This window comes from Microbacterium sp. LWO12-1.2 (genome assembly GCF_040675875.1).
Taxonomy (GTDB): Bacteria; Actinomycetota; Actinomycetes; order Actinomycetales; family Microbacteriaceae; genus Microbacterium.
This window is the reverse complement of sequence record NZ_JBEGII010000001.1, coordinates 2,444,749-2,461,961: the sequence shown is the minus strand read 5'-3', so window position 1 is coordinate 2,461,961 and position 17,213 is coordinate 2,444,749. Positions and strand designations below refer to the sequence as shown.

The following is a 17,213-nucleotide window of genomic DNA, read 5'->3' as shown; positions in this document are numbered from 1 at the left end:
GAACACAACGGTGAAATACGTCAGCTTCGATCACGACGGGGAACAGCACCACGGCTATCTGGACGGCGCAGAGATCGTCGTCCTCGGCCGCGGATACCTCGATCTCGCCGCGGGCGCCCCCGGAGGCCGACCCATCGGTCACGTCGCGGTCGCGGACGTGCGGCTGCGGGCTCCCCTGGCCAGGCCGGGGAAGATCATCGGCGTTGCCGCGAACTATCAGGAGCACGTCAGAGAAGGCGGGGCTGAGGAGCGGGTCAAGGCCTTCAGCACCCCGCGCCTGTTCCTCAAACCAGACACGACTCTGGCGGGCCCCGGCGACCCGGTGCCGCTGCCCGGCATCACCGCATCCCTCGATTGGGAGGCCGAACTCGGAGTCGTGATCGGAACCGAGGCCAGGGATGTCTCGGAGAGCGACGCTCTGGCGCATGTCTTCGGCTACGTCACCTCCAACGACATCTCAGCGCGCTCCTTCGATTTCGGGGTCGAGCGGGACGGCCAGCAATGGACGGTCTTCTTCGACTGGCTCGCGGGGAAGTGGCTCGACGCATCAGCCCCGATCGGACCCTGGCTCGTCACGTCGGACGAAGTGCCGGATCCGCAGGATCTCGACCTCACGCTCGAGGTCAACGGAGTGATCCGACAGCACTCATCGACCGCCGCGATGATCTTCTCGGTCGCGGAGCTCGTGTCGTTCGCATCGCGACTGATGACGCTGCGACCCGGCGACCTGCTGCTGACGGGTACGCCGGCCGGCGTCGGCGCCGCGACGGGCGACTTCCTCGCGGCAGGCGACGTGATGGTCGCCGAGGTCGCCGGCCTGGGCCCGTTGCGCACCCCCGTCATCGCGGGCTGACCGCCCGGTCGCCGCTCGCCGCCCTGTACCCCGCACGACCCGACATCTGAGAGAAGAGGTACCCATGCGAAAGCAATCCATCATGCTGCTGGCGGCATCGACCGCCGTCCTGCTGGCCGGCTGCTCGGCCGGGAGTCCCCCGGATTCCGATTCGAACGACCCGACCTCCGCGAGCGTCTATCTCTACCAGGAACCGACGTCCTTCAACCCGCTGAAGCCGTTCGCCGGTGGCGAGCAGCTCGCGATGTCGCTCCTCTACGACAACCTCGTCACGACGGATCCCGACTCGGAGTACATCCCGCGCCTGGCCGAGTCCTGGGAGGTCGACGATGACGCGACGACCTACACGTTCCACCTCCGCGAGGGGTTGAAATGGAGCGATGGCGAGCCGTTCGACGCCGAGGACGTCGTCTTCACCTACAACCTCTACGCCGATCCAGCGGTGGCGAGTGCGCAGTCCTCCCGGTTGTCCCAGGTCGTCGGATACTCCGAGTATCAGGACGGCGCGGCTGATGAGCTGGCGGGGGTCAGCGCCGTCGACGACACCACGGTGCAGATCGAGCTCGATGCCCCGAACGCCGGGTTCCTCTCTCTTATCGGCTACGGACCGGTCTTCTTCATCCTCCCCGAGCACATCCTCGGCGACGTGCCCGCAGATCGGATCATGGAGGACGACTTCTTCTCGGCTCCCACAGCAGGCATGGGCCCGTACACCCTCGAGGAGTACAGGACAGACCAGGAGGTCGTGCTGGCAGCGAATGAGAACTACCGCTCCGAGGTCGGTATCGACCGGCTGTACCTCAAGCTCGTCACGAGCGACGTCGCCACGTCGCAGCTGTCGACGGGGGAGATCGACATCGTGCAGGTCTCGCCGAGTGACCGCGCTGCGGTCGAGGGCATCGCAGACGTGAGTGTCGAGTCTGCGCCGTCCCCTGGCTTCACCAGGATGGCCGTCAACACCGAGAAAGGTCTTCTCGGCGATGCGCGCGTGCGCCAGGCGATCGTCACGGCAATCGACCGTGAGGGCATCATCGACGGTATCTTGGGCGGAGCGGGGACAGCACTGAACAGCACGTTCCTCTCGGAGTGGGCGCTCCCCGACGGGCTCGACGACTACGCATACGATCCCGATCGGGCGATGGCGCTGCTCGCGGACGCCGGATGGGACAGCACGACTCCCGTCAAGATCACGTGGATCAACGGTCAGCGTGATCGCGACCTCGCCGTCGATGTCATCGTCGAGAATCTGAAGGCCGTCGGCATCGCCGCGAGCGCAAATCCCGTGGATGCCGCGGGCCAGTCCGCGCTGCTCGATTCGAAGTCGTTCGATCTGCTGCTCTTCGGCGGTGGTGTCTACTCGATGGATCCCGCCAGCTCCACACCTGTGCTCTCGTGCGATGCCCGCTTCCCGGCCGGGTCCAACCTCTCGTTCTTCTGCGACGAGCAGCTCGACGCGCATGCGGCAGCGGGCGCGGCGACGAGCGATCGGAACGCCAGAGCCCTCGCCTACCACGACGCCGCGCGCATCGACAACGCCGAGGTTCCCTACATCTGGTTGAACCGTCCCGACACGATCTGGGCCGTCAGCGATCGGGTGTCCGGCTTCGTGCCCAACGGCGACGCGACGAACGGCTTCTGGAACGCCGCCGACTGGACGATCTCGGGCGAGTAGGAGAGTACACGTTGATCAGGTCACTGAGCGTTCGTCTCCTCTCGAGCATCGCGATCTTCCTCGCGATCGCGATCGGCTTGTTCGCGCTCGTCCACGCTGCTCCCGGGGACCCTGTCGAGATGACGGTGCCCCCGGAGCTGGCGGGCGCTGACCGGGAGGCGTACATCGCGGCGCGGCGGAAGGAGCTGGGCCTGGATCAAGCGGTCATGGTGCAGTTCTTCCGGTGGATGACCGGCGTGTTCTCCGGGGACCTGGGCTACTCGTACTCCTCCGGCCAGCCGGTCGGTCAGGTTCTGACCGACCGGCTGGGTCCCACACTCCTGCTGATGGGCAGTGCACTCGTCATCGGTGCGCTCATCGCCGTGCCGGCGGGAATCCTCGCGGCGACGAAGCGCAACACCCCGATCGACTACGCGATCAGCACGGGAAGCGTGCTGGCGATCTGCTTCCCCGGGTTCTTTCTCGCGATGCTCGGCATCTACGTCTTCGCGGTGCAGCTGCGTGCGCTCCCGAGCGCCGGAATGGTGTCGTCAGGCGGCGGCGACGCCCTCGATGTGCTCCGCCACCTCATCCTGCCGGTGTCTCTGCTGTCGTTGACCGTCGCGGCGCCGTTCACGAGATTCGTGCGCGGAGGGATGCTCGAGGAGCTCAGCAAGGACTACGTGCGGACGGTCATCGCGAAGGGCGGCGGGCAGATCCGCGCCATCGGACATGCTCTGCGCAATACGTTGCTCTCGCTCATCACGGTCCTCATGCTCTACATCCCGGTGTTCTTGGCAGGCGCAGTCGCCGTTGAGCAGGTCTTCGCATGGCCGGGCATGGGGCAGCTCTCGATCCAGGCGGTGCAGGCGCGCGATTACCCCGTCGTCATCGGCTTCGGCCTGTATGTCGCGGTGCTCGTACTGGTCTGCAATCTCCTCGCCGACCTCGCCTATGTGATCCTCGACCCCCGCGTTCGGAGGCAAAGATGACCATCGCGGACTCGCCCCGCCGAGTGGAGCGGATTCTCCGCCGACGGCCGCAGGATACTTCACCGGGTGCTCTTGCGAGGCGCCGGTTCCGCAAGAACGTCTTGGCTGTCGCAGGTCTCCTGATGCTCTTGCTGATCGCGGTCGCGGTCATCGCCGCGCCTCTTCTGACGCCCTACGCGCCGGAGGAGATCGACTTGACGGCAGTGCGGCAGGCGCCGGGTCCGGAGCACCTTCTGGGCACCGACTCGGTCGGGCGCGACGTGCTCACTCGGCTGCTCTATGGCGGAAGGGTGTCCCTCGTCGTCGGCCTCTCCGCCGCCGTCATCGCAGTGACGGCGGGCACCATCATCGGCGTCGTGGCGGGCTGGTTCGGGGGCTGGGTGGACAACCTCATCACACGCGTGATCGACGGGTTCCTGGTCATGCCGGCCGTTCTCGTCGCGATCGTGCTCGCCGGAGTGCTCGGGCCGAACATCACGATGCTGATCGGTGTGATCGCCGGGCTGTCCTGGCCGTCATCTGCGCGCATCGCCCGCAGCATCGTGATCGGGCTGCGACGGGAGGAGTTCATGCAGGCCGCCGAGGTCGTGGGATCGCGGAACCTCTTCATCCTTCGCCGCCATCTCGTGCCGTTCGTGCTGCCGCACGTCACGGTCGCCGCCACGCTCCTGGTGTCCGAGGCGATCCTGCTGGAAGCCGCGCTCTCGTTCCTGGGCGTCGGCGTCCAGCCTCCCACCCCCAGCTGGGGGAACATGCTCACAGAAGCCCAATCGATCACCGTGCTGTCATCGATGCCCTGGCTCTGGATTCCGACCGGGCTCGCTATCGCCGTCACCGTTCTGGCCGCGATGGTCATCGGTGATGGTGTCCGTGACGCTCTCGACCCGAGGAAGGCACGATGACGATGACCGATGAACTGCTGAGGGTCGACGACCTGGTCGTCACATTGCCCACCGCCGACGGCCCCCGCGCACTGCTCGGTGGCGTCGATCTCCGCGTCGGTCGTGGCGAGATCGTGGGTGTTGCCGGCGAGAGCGGATCGGGAAAGAGTCTCACCGCGCTTGCGATCATGGGTCTGCTGCCCGGAAATGCGACGCACAGGGGGTCGATCCGTTTCGACGGTGCGGAGTTGCTGGGCCTGCCGGAGCGGCGGATGCGGTCGCTGCGCGGTGGCCGTATGGGCATGGTCTTCCAAGACCCGATGACGACTCTCAACCCGCTCTTCCGAGTAGGGGATCAGATCGCTGAGGCCTATCTGATCCATCACCCGCGCAAGGGGCGGGCGGTGGCACGTGCCCGTGCATTGGAGGTGCTCCGGCTCGTGGGAGTTCCCGAGCCGGAGCGGCGCGCGCAGCAGTACCCGCACCAGTGGTCCGGCGGTATGCGACAACGCGCGGTGATCGCGATTGCGCTGGCCAATGATCCCGAGCTGGTGATCGCGGATGAAGCGACGACCGCGCTCGACGCGACGATCCAAGCCCAGGTCGTCGACGTGCTCGTGCGCGCGAGGGACGAGCTCGGTGTCTCGGTGCTGTTCATCAGCCACGATCTTGGCCTCATCGCTCAGATCGCGGATCGCGCGGTCGTGATGTACGCCGGGCGCGTCGTGGAGGCCGCTGCGGCGGACGAGATCTTCGAAGACAGCAGGCACCCGTACGCGAGGGCGCTTCTGGCGAGTCGTCCGGGGTCGTCAGCACCGGGTACCCTCCTGCCCACGATCCCGGGACAGCCTGCGAAGCCGGGGCTCATCCCTCACGGCTGTCCCTTCGAACCCCGGTGCCGTTACGTCCACCGATCCGAGAGGTGTCGCGAGGAGACCCCGCACTTGCTCCCCTCGCAGGACGGGAGAGTCAGCGCGTGTCATTTCCGCGACGATCCCCGGATGGAGGTCGGTTCATGAGGGATCCACTGCTCGTCGTCGACCAGCTTCAGGTGCATTTCCGGGCAGGTGGACGCGGACGGGGCGTCATCCATGCGGTCGACGGACTGGACCTCGTCGTAGGGGTCTCGGAATTCGTGGGGATCATCGGTGAATCCGGATGTGGGAAGTCGACACTGGGCAAGACGCTCGTGCACGTGAACCAGCCGACCTCTGGACGCATCCTTCTGCGCGGGGACGATGTCACCTCGCCTGATCGCGAGCGTCTGCGCCGCCTGCGCCGGGAGATCCAGTTCATGTTCCAGGACCCGCACTCGTCGCTGAACCCGCGCTTCACGACGCGGGAGATCTTGAAGGAGCCGCTCATCGCGAACCGGATCTCCGCGACGGACAAGGACCTGGTGCAAATGCTCGACCTGGTCGCCCTTCCCGAGAGCGCGCTCGACCGCTATCCGCACGAATTCTCCGGTGGTCAGCGCCAGCGCATCGGTCTGGCGCGCGCGATGGCGCTCGACCCTGACCTGCTGATCCTCGACGAGCCGGTCTCGGGTCTCGATGTGTCGGTCCAAGCCCAGGTGCTCAATCTGTTGAGCGAGATCCGGCGCGAGCGGAATGCGGCGTTCCTGATGATCACGCATGATCTCGAGGTCGTGAAGCACTCCGCCGACCGTGTGGCCGTGATGTACCTGGGCGTCATCGTGGAGGAGGGGCCGGTGGCCGAAGTCCTCGACGATCCCGCGCACCCGTACACCCGGGCGCTGGTGTCAGCCACTCCTTCTGCGCTGGGCGCTCGAGAGCGAATCGTCCTGTCCGGCGAGCTTCCGTCGCCGCTGAGTCCCCCGAGCGGGTGCCGGTTCCGCACGCGTTGCTGGAAAGCCCAGGACATCTGCGCCGAGCAGACGCCTGCTCTCAAGGCCGCCGGTGCGTTGCGGCGCGTGGCCTGCCACTTCCCGGAGACACGACCTGACAGCACGAGCGATGAAGGAGTATCGGCATGAACGTAGAGGAGCTTCCGGCGGGGATCATGATGGCGGATGTCCCGACGCCCGCGCTCGTCATCGACCTTGGTCTTCTGCAACACAACATCCACCGCATGGCGGAGTTCGCGAGTGAGGCGGGCGTCGCCTTGAGGCCGCACTGGAAGACGAGCAAGAGCCTGCACATCGCGAGCCTCCAGGCTGCTGCAGGTGCCGTCGGGTTCACCTGTGCGACAGGGCGAGAGGCGCGCGTGCTCGTGAGCGCGGGGTACGACGTCTTCTGGGCGTACCCGCCCGTCGGCGACGCCCGAGTGGAGGCCGTGATCGACCTGACCAGGCGCGGGCGTCTCATGGTCGGTCTCGACTCGGTCGAATCGGCACGCGCACTCAGCCGCGCCGCGGTCGACGGGGGCGTGGAGGTCACGGTGCGGCTCGACATCGACACCGGTCTGGGGCGGACGGGGGCAACGCCGAACGAAGCTCCCGCCGTTCTTGAGCAGATCGCCGGACTCGATGCACTCCACATCGACGGCATCTTCACGCACGAGGGACAGCTTGCCGCGCATGGGACCGACCGCGTGGCGCGCCGGGCCGCGGGACGAGCTGTGGGGGAGCTCATGGCTGCCGTGGCGGAGAGCGCCCGCACGCGTGGAGTGGTCCTCACGACCGTATCCGTCGGATCGACACCGGGCGCAGACAGCGCACCGATGGTCGACGGCATCACCGAGATGCGACCAGGCACCTATGTCTTCGGAGACGACAACCAGCGGTTCACGGGAGCGGTCGATGACGACGAATGCGCGCTCACGGTCCACTCGACCGTCGTGAGCGTGCAGCGTGGCGAGACCGTCATCGTCGATGCCGGGATCAAGGCGATGAGCAGCGACGGCAGTGCGCGCAAGGACGGACGCATCGGCACGCGGCTCGACGGCCCCGGCATCCTCGCCACCGGGCATGAGGAGCACGGGTTCCTGCGCGGTGCCGCGGACGTGCGCCTCGGAGATCGCATCGTGGTGCTCCCCAACCATGCGTGCGGCACAGTCAACATGTTCTCTTCGGCCTGGGTCGTACGAGAAGGTCGCGTGGTCGACCAGTGGCCCATCGAGGCACGTCGATGACCGGCGGTGATGTCGTCGTCGGCGCCTATGCGTCGCTCACGGCCGTGGACGGCCCCGATACGGCCGCTGCCTTCGTGCGCGCCGTGCTCGCAATGGACGGCGTCGACGGGTTGGAGATCCCGCTCGGACTCGCCTCGGACGCGTCGTGGTTCCAGTGGGCGGCTGAAGGACGCGGACACGTGGTGACGGCGGTTCCTGTGCTCGCCGTCCGTACGCGCGCCCAGCCGGGGTTCGGTCTCGCGTCGATGGACCGGGGCGGAAGGCGGGACGCTGTCGAGATGGTATCCCAGCTCCGCGACGCGATCGCGCGCTGGCGTGGTGAGGGACGCGACATCACGACGCTCGCGTTGTCCAGCGGCACGCCTGGCGGGGACGACGCCGATGCGCGCCTCGGCGAGAGTCTGCGCGAGATCCGCTCATGGGAGTGGAACGGCGTGCGGATCGCCGTCGAGCATTGCGACGCCCACACCGGCGCGGGGAGACCGGACAAGGGGTACACGCGCCTCGAAGACGAACTCGCGGCGATCTCCCGCAGCGACGGGGTGGGCGATGCCCCGTGCGGGATCACGGTCAACTGGGGCCGATCTGCCATCGAGTCGCGTGATCCCTCCGGGGCGGCAGCACACGTGGATATGGCCGGCGATCGCCTCATCGGCTACATGCTCTCGGGAGTCGCATCGGAGGCGGGACCATACGGCCCGGCCTGGACAGACGCTCACACTCCTGTGGTCGATGCGGCTGATCCGGCTGTCTCGATCCTGACGCGCGATCGGGCAGCGCAGGCGGTCACGCCGGCGGTCCTGCGCGCTGCCTACCGGGGAGTCAAGACATCCTGGCGCCCTGCAGGAGACGACATCTCCACGCGGGTCGCGGCGCTGCAGACCGCCGTCGACCTTCTGACAACAGCATCCAAGAGAGGAAACACATGACCACGCAGACCTTCTTCACATCGCAGGCACCCGCGCCCGTCGGGCCCTACTCGCAGGGCGTCGCCGCGGGCGGACTACTCTTCCTGGCCGGGCAGGGGCCGTTCGACGAGACCGGGGCGCTCGTCGGTGAGACGTTCGCCGAGCAGGCCCACCGCACGTTCCAGAACCTGGCGGCGGTCGCTGCGGAGGCGGGGACCGACCTCGGTGCCGTCGTGCGGCTGGGGGCCTACCTGAACTCGCTCGACGACTTCGCGGAGTTCAACGCCATCGCGGCCGAGTACCTGCCGCAGCCGTATCCGGCTCGCACCACCATCCAGTCGGACCTTCTGGGGTTCTTGATCGAGCTCGACGCAGTGCTGGTGCTCGATGATGACTGATCGTGGTGCAGATGCGGGGGCCCTCCTCGAGAGGGGAGGCCCCCGCCGTCCGACGGGCTCAGCCGACCGCGCGTCGCAGCAGCGCAAGCTGCGCATCGAGGAAGGACTCCGTCTGAGGGTCGATCGCGTAGGCGACCGGTCCCCGCATCCGCGCACTGGTGAACACGCCCTGTGCGACGAGCATCCGCTTCTCGAACGCGACGTAACCGTCCAAGCCGGGCACCATCGAGATCAGGGCGGTCAGCGGGTTGCTGATGGTGAGAGCGCGTGCGGTGTCGCCGTTCTCGAGCGCCGTCCACAGTGCTCGCACCGCCCAGACGAGATCGGGGCCTGGCATCGTGCCGACGATGCCGCGGGCGAACGTATCCATGAGCGCCACGCCCCCCGAGCCGTCGAAGATGCGCGCTTCGTCGCGGGTCGCGGTGCGCAGTTCGGATGCGCGCTGCCCCAGAGGCTCCGCCTCGGGCTTGAGGAGCAGCCGTTCCGCGCCGTAGCGGCGCAGCAGCGACGCCTGCAGGTCGACATCGATGGACGCTCCCACGTAGCCGCTCGCGTCTTGCAACACCACAGGCAGGTCGCACGAGTCGATCACTGCTCCGAGATACTCTTCGAGTTGCCCGGCACTGACGACAGCGAGCAGCGGCGGCGTGACCATGACGGCTGTCGCGCCGACATCCCGCGCGTGGGCGGAGATCTCGCGTGCGGTCTTGGTGCTCTCGGCGCCCACACTGGCGATGACCGGTCCGCGTTCTGCCGCGAACTTCACCGCGAGAGCGTTGAGCGTCATCCGCTCCTGGGTGCTCAGGCGCAGGATCTCCGAGACCATGGCCACGACGATGCCGTCCGCACCGTTCGCGAACAGCCAGTCGATCTCTTCTTCGAGCTGAGTCGCATCGATCTCCCACTCCTCGTCGAAGGGGGTGGCGATGACGGGCAGGACGCCGCTGAGCTGGTCGGACACGTGTTGCTCCTGTTCGTTGGGACAGTCGTCTCTTCGGTGCTCGCCACGCTAGGGAGAGGGGGAAGGCAGAGCCAACAACCGTGCGGTCAGACCGAATGGTGCCTCCAGCAGCACGGTGGGGTGGGGAGACGATGACCGAACCAGGTCCGAAGAAGGCTTCGCGGGTCCAGAGCGTCGAACGAGCCATCGATATCCTCGACGCTCTGATCGCCTGTGCCAGTGGCGCAACGGTGACGGAGGTCGCTGCCAGCGTAGGGGGCTCGAAGAGCGCGGTGTTCGCGACGCTGCAGACCCTGTGCGCACGGGGCCTCGTGCGCTCAGCGGGTACCGGAATGGATCGTCGATACTGGCTCGGCCTGCGCCTGACCTATCTCGGCGAGATCGCGCTGTCGCGGGTCACGCTGAGAGATCTGGCCATGCCGCATCTGCGAGCGCTCACGGACGAGGTCGCTCTCACCTCGCGCGTGGCGACGCGCGTCGACAACTACGTCGTCGTCGTCGGTCGTGTGGAGGGTGCCAGCGGGATCCGGTTCGAGCTGCACATGGGGCAGAAGGAGTATCTGCATTCCTCCGCAGTCGGGAAGGCGATCCTGGCGACGCTCTCGGATCAGGAGGTCGCTCGCACGGTGGCACTGACGCCGATGGTGCGCCGCACGGCGCAGACGATCCCCTCCGTGCCCGCGCTGCTCGCGGATCTCGCGAAGGTCCGGGAACGTGGATTCTCGATCGACGACGAGGAAGATGCAGACGGCGTCGTCTGCATCGGGGCTCCGGTCCTGGACCGGTCAGGGCGCGCCGCCGGTGCGATCAGCGTCACCCGGTTGAAGGCCGGTCTCCGCAGTGAGGAGATCGTGCGTGTGGGGAGGGCAGTAGCGGACCACGCGAAGCGCCTCTCCTTCGCGCTGGGCAACGTGAACCCGGCGTTCGGAGTGGACGAACGAAGCTTTGGCTGAGCGGATGCCTGTGGTGGCATCATCCTGATGAAGAGGAGCCTCCTGTGATCGTCGACGTGCACGCCCATCTGTTCGATCAACACCGCCATCTCGGGGAGACATTCGTCACCCAGGCGGGCAAAGCCGCCGGCCATGAGGTGGATCTTTCAACGCACTGGTCGGGATACTGGGAATCGGCACCGGATGACACGGTGGCCCTCGTCATCGGAGGCAAGGCGAGGCTGTCGGGCATCTGGGTCGATGATCGCGATGTCGCAGAGTTCGTCTCCTCGACGAACGGGCGCGCGGTCGGCTTCCTCTCGCTCGATCCGACGCAGAGCGGCTGGCGAGAGGAACTGGAGTTCGCGCATCAGGAACTCGGGTTGCGCGGGATCAAGCTCATGCCGATGTACGCGGGATTCGATCCGGCGGCGGAAGAGTTCGATCCTCTCTGGGAATACGCAGAACGCAACGCGCTCCCCGTGCTCATGCACACAGGCACGACGTTCATGAGCCAGGCTGTCCTCGCCTATGCGCGTCCCGCCATCGCTGATGACATCGCCAGGCGGCACCCGGAGCTCCGGCTCATCCTCGCCCACATGGGCCACCCGTACGAGGGGGAGTGCATCGCCGTCATCCGCAAGCATCCGCACGTCTACGCCGATATCAGCGCCTTGCACTATCGGCCGTTCCAGCTGTGGAACACGCTCATGCTGGTGCAGGAATACGGTGTGTGGCACAAACTGCTTTTCGGCAGCGATTTTCCCTTCACGACCGTCGACGATACGATCGCTGGTCTGCAGAGGATCGCTCGCGTCGATACGCGCGGATTCGAGCCGCTGTCGCTCGACGAGATCGATGCGCTCATCCATCGCGATGCGCTCGGCCTGCTCGGCCTCTCGCCCTCGGATCGATCCGTCATCCCCCGATGAGCGTGCGTGTCGAGCCGCGCTCGACGAGCTCGGTGGGCAGCACGACGGCCTCGGTGGAGATCTCGCCTCCGGATGCCGCCTGTGCGAGCATCCGCACCGCGGCGGAACCGAGCTCCCTGATCGGTTGACGGATCGTGGTCAGCGAGGGGCGCAGCCACCGTGCGCCTCGTACGTCGTCGAAGCCCACGACCAGCACATCCGCGGGGATCGTGCGTCCGCTGTCGGCGATGGCCCGATAGGCGCCGGCGGCCATCTCATCCGTGCAGGCGAACACTCCGATAGGCCCCTCTCCGTCGAGTTCGGCGAGGGCCCGAGCGCAGGCCCGCCGGGCATCCCACGCGCTCCACTCGGCGCTGGTCTGTACGCGGGGCGCGCGCGGGGCGACCTCGTCGATGGTGCGCAGGAACCCGTCCACCCGCGCGCGTCCGTAGCGGTACGACGGGGCGCCGCCGATCACGATGAACCGGCGCGCGCCCCGCTCGACCAGGTGGCGCGCGGCGGCGGCAGCACCGGCGCTGTCGGTGGTGCGCAGGCTCGGGAGCAGAAGGGAGGTTTCGGACGGGGGCTCGATCAGCACCACGGGGATCGACGCGCGTCGCATCAGGGCGAGCTGCGGGCGAGTGGGCATGATGAGGCCCACGATCACACCGGCCGACCCGCGGGAGTGGATGCGCGCGGGCCAGTCGTCGGCGGGGTCGTCGCGCTCCGCGGTCAGCACCAGGTCGTACCCGAGCTCCGACGCCGTGGTGCGGGCGCCGACGGTGATCTCCTCGGTATAGGGATCGTGGAAGCGGCCGAGCACCAGGTCGATCAGGAGCGAGGTGCCGCGACGGGGACGCCCTCGCCGCTGGCCGGCGGCGCTGTAGCCCAGCTCGGCGGCAGCGGCGAGCACGCGTGAACGGGTGTCGGCTGACATCTCTCCCCGGTCGCGCAGGGCCCGCGACACGGTGGCCACGCTGACCCCGGCGCTCACGGCGACATCGTTGAGCGTGGCGCGTGGTCGGTCGGTCATCCACCTATTTTTGCGCAAAGTTCGGGAGGGGTGCCGCAGGTCGGTGGCAAGCTGACACTCGTTCGCACCTGCTCATCGACGCGGAGGGAAGATCCGATGCCTTTCACACCCTCGATCACGCGAGGATCCGGCTGCCACCGGCCCGCTTCGCGCGAGACCTCATCATGACGGCGCGCACGGCGCTCGTGGTGCGCGGAGGCTGGGAAGGCCACCACCCCGTCGAGGCGACCGAGCTGTTCCTCCCGTTCCTCGCCGAACGCGGATTCGACGTGCGCGTGGAGGACTCCCCGAAGATCTACGCCGACCGCGACGAGATGGATCGTACCGACCTGATCGTGCAGAGCGTGACGATGTCGGAGATCTCCGATGACGCGCTGAAGGGCCTGCGGGGTGCGGTCGAACGCGGCACCGGGCTCGCCGGCTGGCACGGAGGCATCGCCGACTCGTACCGCAACAGCTCCGACTACCTGCAACTCATCGGCGGGCAGTTCGCCACGCACCCGGCACTGCACCCCGACGCGAGGGAGGGCGGGGAGGCCGACAACTTCCTGCGCTACACGGTCGAAGTCACCGACCTCGGCCGTGCGCACGAGATCATGGCGAGGATCGACGACTTCCCGCTCTGCACGGAGCAGTACTGGGTGCTCAGCGACGATCTCAACGACGTGCTGGCCACGACCACCCACCCGGTGCAGCCCTACCACCCCTGGCATCGACCCATCACCTCCCCGGCGGTGTGGACGCGGCTCTGGGGGCGTGGGCGCATCTTCGTCGCCACTCCTGGTCACAGCCTCGAGGTGCTCCGCGACACGAACGTACGCACGATCATCGAGAGGGGGATGCTGTGGGCGAGCCGCACGGTATCGGAATAGTCGGGCTAGGCGTCATCTCGGCGCAGTACCTCGAGACTCTCGGCGCACACCCCGGCGTGCGGATCGCCGCGACCGCCGACCTCGACGCGGTCCGGGCCGAGGCCGTCGCCGCACAGCACCCCGGATGCCGTGCCCTGAGCGTCGACGAACTGGTTGCCGACCCCGAGGTGCAGACCGTGATCAACCTCACCATCCCGGCGGCGCACGCCCAGGTGGCTCTCGCCGCGCTTGCCGCGGGGGCGAGCGTCTTCGGCGAGAAGCCGCTGGCGGCCACGCTCCCGGATGCGCGACGCGTGATGGCCGCCGCGGGGCAGGTCTGGGTCGGCTGTGCGCCGGACACCGTGCTCGGCACCGGGGTGCAGACGGCGCGGGCGGTCATCGACGCCGGCGGCATCGGCGCACCCGTCGCGGCCTCGGCGACCTGGGTGTCGGCCGGGCACGAGTCGTGGCACCCGCATCCGGACTTCTACTACCGAGAGGGTGGCGGACCGCTCCTCGACATGGGGCCCTACTATCTGACGACGCTGTTCCACCTGCTGGGGCCGGTCGCGCGGGTCGTCGGCGCGTCCTCGCGCCCGAGGAGCTCGCGCACCATCGGCTCCGGTCCTCGCGCCGGCGAGACGATCCCGGTGGAGATCGACACGCACGTGACGGGCGTGCTCGAACACGTCGGTGGCGCGGTGTCGACGGTCACGTTCAGCTTCGACGGCGCCGCGACCGAGGCGTCGCCCCTCGAGATCCACGGCGAATCGGGAACGCTCTCCGTGCCCGATCCCAACCTCTTCGACGGGGAGGTGCGTGTGCGCCGCTCAGGTGACGATGTATGGTCGCCGGTGGCCGAGCGGGCCGGCTACGAGAAGGCCGGGCGGGGTATCGGCGTGCTCGATCACCTCGCCACCGGGGCCGGGAGAGCGAGCGGGGAGATCGCCCTGCATGTGCTCGAGATCATGACGGCGCTCGGCGAATCGGCGCACCTCGGTCGCCGCATCGACCTGACGACCGCGCCAGGGCGGCCGCCCCTGGTTCCCTTCACCCCGCAGGCTTCCTGGAGGCAGCGATGACGATGACCGAGATCACCCGGAAGCAGCCCCTGCGGGTCGCCGTGATCGGTGCAGGATTCATGGCCCGCGCCCATTCCCATGCCTGGCGCACGGCGCCCCGCTTCTTCGATCTGTCGCGGGAGCCGCAACTCGCCGTGCTCGTGTCCCGTGATGCTGAGCGGGGACGACAGGCGGCACACACCTGGGGGTGGGAGAGTTGGTCGGATGACTGGGCGGCCGTGATCGACCGGGCAGACATCGACGTGGTCGACATCTGCACCCCGGGCGACACGCACGCCGAGATCGCGATCGCCGCTCTGCGCGCGGGCAAGCACGTGCTGTGCGAGAAGCCACTCGCGAACGATCCCGCCGACGCTGCGGACATGGTCGCGGCGGCGGAGCTCGCAGAGCGACGGGGGATCATCGCGATGTGCGGCTACAGCTACCGGCGCACCCCGGCGCTCGCCCTGGCCCGCAGGCTGATCGACGAGGGTGCGCTCGGCACCATCCGGCACGTGCGCGCGCAGTACCTCCAGGACTGGCTGAGTGATGCCGATGCCCCGCATACCTGGCGTCTCGACCGGGCGGCCGCCGGTTCCGGCGCGCTCGGCGATATCGGGGCGCACAGCATCGACACCGCGCAATGGCTCACCGGCGACCGGATCGACGGCGTATCAGCGCACCTGCGCACGTTCGTGTCGTCACGTCCTCGCCGCAGCGCGGAAGTCGGACTGGGCGGCACGGGTGATCTGGACGGTGCGCGGGTGCCGGTCGACGTCGACGATGCTGCGGCCTTCATCGCCGGCTTCGCGGGCGGAGCCCTCGGGGTGTTCGAGGCGACGCGGATGGCGCTCGGGCGGCGCAACGCGAACCGCATCGAGATCAACGGGGACCGTGGCGCGATCGCCTTCGACTTCGAGCGGATGAACGAACTCGAGTTCTACAGCGAAGACGACGCTCCTGACCGGCGCGGCTTCCGCAGGATCCAGGCGACGGACCCGACCCATCCCTACGCCTCCGCATGGTGGCCGACCGGACACGGTCTCGGCTACGAGCACACCTTCATCCACCAGGTCGTCGACTTCGTCGGATCGTTGGACGGCGTCGGGGCGTCGCCGTCGTTCGCGGAAGCTCTTCAGGTGCAGCGCGTGCTCGCCGCGGTCGAGGAGAGCGCCGCCGACGAGGGGCGGTACACCCGTGTGCGCTGAGGGGCGGGAAGGGCCGATCCTCAGATGATCGACGACAGCCGCTTCTTGCGCAGATTCTCCTTCACGATCCACGCGACATCGGGGTCGTCCGTCGAGAGCTCGCGGAAGGCGGCGAGGCCCGGAATCGGGTCGGCGGCGACGGCGATGCTCCAGCAGTAGCCGAGCGCCTGTCGGAGGTTCCGGGCCGCCGGCTCGGCCCTGCGCTCACGGGGAAGGCCGGTCAGATGTTGAGTGGCTCGGCGGCAGATGTCGATCGCTGTGGCCGCCGCCGCGCGGGTGCGCAGCAGCCGCGGTTCGCAGATCGCCGCGGTGGCCACGCGCTGCACATAGAGGTCGGGATCATCCGCCCATGCGTGCACGATCTCGATCAGTGCGTCGGGCGACTCGTCGCCGAGGAGCTGCAGGCCGATGACGACGCCCTCGCGCACGCGCCACTGTTCATCCGTCGCCAGCGTGCGGGCCTGTGCGGCGGTGGCCGGCGCGGCCGCATGTCGAGCGATCGCCGCAGCTGCGCACATCATCGGGTACTCCCCGCCGTCGCGCAGCAGAGCGTCGATGGCCGGGGGATCCGCGATACGGGCGACCGCATCCACCAGCGTGAGGTTCGCCCGCGGGCCGGGGAGTCCCGAGCGGGCGGTGAGGAACTCCGGCCAGCGCTGAGGGTCCAACGCACGCAGCTCGGCGTGCAGCGTCTCTGAGGTCGACATGGCCCGAATGTACTCCTCTTCTCTCGCTCGACTCTTCCGTTCGACGCGGGGTTGTCGGTACTCAGCGGGCCGACGCCATCGCCGGGACGTCGACGATCCGTCCGTCGACGAGATGGCAACGGCTGCGTGCGCGCCGCGCCACGGTGAGATCGTGTGTGACGACGACCAGGGTCGTCCCCTCGGCGTTCAGCTCGTCGAACACGGCGAGCACCTCCTCGACGGACTCACTGTGCAGAGCGCCCGTCGGCTCATCGGCGAACAGGATGCGGGGGCGGTTCACGAGCGCACGGCAGATGCCGATGCGCTGACGCTGGCCGCCGGACAGCTCATGCGTGCGGCGGCCGCCGAGGTGCCCGATCCCGAGACGCTCCATCAGCCGTGCGGTGTGCGCCCGCGTCTCGTCCGGGATCCGTCCTCGTCGCCGGTGCGCGGGGAGCAGGATGTTGTCGAGCACGAGCAGTTCGTCGAGCAGATCCGTGCGCTGGAAGACGAACCCCACCGTGGTGCGTCGGGTGCGCGCGAGGCGCCGGTCGTCGAGGGTGGCCAGGTCGGTTCCGTCGAGCCGCACCGAGCCCGACGTGGGCTGGTCGAGGCCGCTGAGGCAGGACAGCAGCGTGGTCTTGCCCGATCCGCTCGGCCCGGTGAGCGCGACATAGTCCCCGTCGTCGATCGCGAGATCGACACCGTCCAGCACCGTCGTGCTGTCGTCGCCGCCTGCGGGGAACTGCTTGGTGACGCCTCGGGCGTCGATGAGAGGGGAGCGGGTCATGATG

The 17,213-nt window shown here is 68.2% G+C and carries 18 protein-coding genes; 14 read left to right on the top strand and 4 right to left on the bottom strand.

All coding sequences use genetic code 11. The features are described 5' to 3' along the window. Nucleotides 1–10: 10 nt before the first annotated feature. The 9 genes from MRBLWO12_RS11890 to MRBLWO12_RS11850 all read left to right on the top strand — a co-directional run bounded on the left by MRBLWO12_RS11890 (nucleotide 11) and on the right by MRBLWO12_RS11850 (nucleotide 8,776). On the top strand, nucleotides 11–853 hold the full coding sequence (locus MRBLWO12_RS11890) for a fumarylacetoacetate hydrolase family protein (protein WP_363555710.1): 843 nt from the start codon (nucleotides 11–13) through the stop codon (nucleotides 851–853). 64 nt (nucleotides 854–917) lie between these two features. Further along, entirely contained in the window at nucleotides 918–2,525 is a 1,608-nt protein-coding gene (locus MRBLWO12_RS11885) for an ABC transporter substrate-binding protein (protein WP_363555708.1), read from the top strand. An 11-nt stretch (nucleotides 2,526–2,536) separates the two neighbouring features. Then, a complete protein-coding gene (locus MRBLWO12_RS11880; protein WP_363555706.1) occupies nucleotides 2,537–3,496 on the top strand; it encodes an ABC transporter permease in 960 nt (319 codons plus the stop codon). Further along, nucleotides 3,493–4,398, top strand: coding sequence for an ABC transporter permease (locus tag MRBLWO12_RS11875; protein ID WP_363555704.1), 906 nt, complete (start codon nucleotides 3,493–3,495; stop codon nucleotides 4,396–4,398). Before MRBLWO12_RS11880 ends, MRBLWO12_RS11875 begins: the two co-directional genes overlap by 4 nt. Beyond that, nucleotides 4,395–5,396 carry an ABC transporter ATP-binding protein gene (locus tag MRBLWO12_RS11870; protein ID WP_363555702.1) on the top strand — a complete coding sequence of 334 codons (1,002 nt, stop codon included), beginning with the start codon at nucleotides 4,395–4,397 and terminating at the stop codon, nucleotides 5,394–5,396. The genes MRBLWO12_RS11875 and MRBLWO12_RS11870 overlap by 4 nt, the downstream gene beginning before the upstream one ends. Further along, a complete protein-coding gene (locus MRBLWO12_RS11865; RefSeq protein WP_363555700.1) occupies nucleotides 5,393–6,373 on the top strand; it encodes an ABC transporter ATP-binding protein in 981 nt (326 codons plus the stop codon). The genes MRBLWO12_RS11870 and MRBLWO12_RS11865 overlap by 4 nt, the downstream gene beginning before the upstream one ends. After that, complete coding sequence (locus MRBLWO12_RS11860) at nucleotides 6,370–7,470, top strand: alanine racemase (RefSeq protein WP_363555698.1); 1,101 nt, start codon at nucleotides 6,370–6,372, stop codon at nucleotides 7,468–7,470. Before MRBLWO12_RS11865 ends, MRBLWO12_RS11860 begins: the two co-directional genes overlap by 4 nt. Continuing rightward, a complete protein-coding gene (locus tag MRBLWO12_RS11855) occupies nucleotides 7,467–8,399 on the top strand; it encodes a DUF4862 family protein (RefSeq protein WP_363555696.1) in 933 nt (310 codons plus the stop codon). Before MRBLWO12_RS11860 ends, MRBLWO12_RS11855 begins: the two co-directional genes overlap by 4 nt. Continuing rightward, complete coding sequence (locus MRBLWO12_RS11850; protein ID WP_363555694.1) at nucleotides 8,396–8,776, top strand: RidA family protein; 381 nt, start codon at nucleotides 8,396–8,398, stop codon at nucleotides 8,774–8,776. Before MRBLWO12_RS11855 ends, MRBLWO12_RS11850 begins: the two co-directional genes overlap by 4 nt. 58 nt (nucleotides 8,777–8,834) lie before the next feature. Here the strand turns inward: MRBLWO12_RS11850 and MRBLWO12_RS11845 are convergent, their stop codons facing one another. Beyond that, nucleotides 8,835–9,737, bottom strand: a complete 903-nt coding sequence (locus MRBLWO12_RS11845; protein WP_363555692.1) for a dihydrodipicolinate synthase family protein — start codon at nucleotides 9,735–9,737, stop codon at nucleotides 8,835–8,837. A gap of 131 nt (nucleotides 9,738–9,868) precedes the next feature. Between MRBLWO12_RS11845 and MRBLWO12_RS11840 the strand changes: the two genes are divergently transcribed. After that, the gene (locus MRBLWO12_RS11840; RefSeq protein ID WP_363555690.1) at nucleotides 9,869–10,690 is read left to right on the top strand and encodes an IclR family transcriptional regulator; all 822 of its coding nucleotides are present in this window, start codon (nucleotides 9,869–9,871) and stop codon (nucleotides 10,688–10,690) included. A 44-nt stretch (nucleotides 10,691–10,734) separates the two neighbouring features. Continuing rightward, nucleotides 10,735–11,601, top strand: coding sequence for an amidohydrolase family protein (locus tag MRBLWO12_RS11835; RefSeq protein ID WP_363555688.1), 867 nt, complete (start codon nucleotides 10,735–10,737; stop codon nucleotides 11,599–11,601). Here the strand turns inward: MRBLWO12_RS11835 and MRBLWO12_RS11830 are convergent. Beyond that, nucleotides 11,588–12,613 carry a LacI family DNA-binding transcriptional regulator gene (locus MRBLWO12_RS11830; protein WP_363555686.1) on the bottom strand — a complete coding sequence of 342 codons (1,026 nt, stop codon included), beginning with the start codon at nucleotides 12,611–12,613 and terminating at the stop codon, nucleotides 11,588–11,590. The genes MRBLWO12_RS11835 and MRBLWO12_RS11830 overlap by 14 nt on opposite strands. 164 nt (nucleotides 12,614–12,777) lie before the next feature. On the opposite strand from MRBLWO12_RS11830, the gene MRBLWO12_RS11825 reads away from it, so the two are divergent. The 3 genes from MRBLWO12_RS11825 to MRBLWO12_RS11815 are packed head-to-tail and all read left to right on the top strand — an operon-like array spanning nucleotide 12,778 to nucleotide 15,733. Further along, on the top strand, nucleotides 12,778–13,485 hold the full coding sequence (locus tag MRBLWO12_RS11825; RefSeq protein WP_363555684.1) for a ThuA domain-containing protein: 708 nt from the start codon (nucleotides 12,778–12,780) through the stop codon (nucleotides 13,483–13,485). After that, nucleotides 13,458–14,546 (top strand): Gfo/Idh/MocA family protein, encoded by a 1,089-nt coding sequence (locus MRBLWO12_RS11820; protein WP_363555682.1) that lies wholly within the window; start codon nucleotides 13,458–13,460, stop codon nucleotides 14,544–14,546. The genes MRBLWO12_RS11825 and MRBLWO12_RS11820 overlap by 28 nt, the downstream gene beginning before the upstream one ends. After that, nucleotides 14,543–15,733, top strand: a complete 1,191-nt coding sequence (locus tag MRBLWO12_RS11815; protein ID WP_363555680.1) for a Gfo/Idh/MocA family protein — start codon at nucleotides 14,543–14,545, stop codon at nucleotides 15,731–15,733. Before MRBLWO12_RS11820 ends, MRBLWO12_RS11815 begins: the two co-directional genes overlap by 4 nt. 20 nt (nucleotides 15,734–15,753) lie before the next feature. On the opposite strand, the gene MRBLWO12_RS11810 is transcribed toward MRBLWO12_RS11815, so the two are convergent. Both MRBLWO12_RS11810 and MRBLWO12_RS11805 read right to left on the bottom strand, forming a co-directional pair. Next, complete coding sequence (locus MRBLWO12_RS11810; protein ID WP_363555678.1) at nucleotides 15,754–16,440, bottom strand: HEAT repeat domain-containing protein; 687 nt, start codon at nucleotides 16,438–16,440, stop codon at nucleotides 15,754–15,756. A gap of 61 nt (nucleotides 16,441–16,501) precedes the next feature. Further along, the gene (locus MRBLWO12_RS11805) at nucleotides 16,502–17,209 is read right to left on the bottom strand and encodes an ABC transporter ATP-binding protein (RefSeq protein ID WP_363555676.1); all 708 of its coding nucleotides are present in this window, start codon (nucleotides 17,207–17,209) and stop codon (nucleotides 16,502–16,504) included. Between the last annotated feature and the right edge of the window lie 4 nt (nucleotides 17,210–17,213).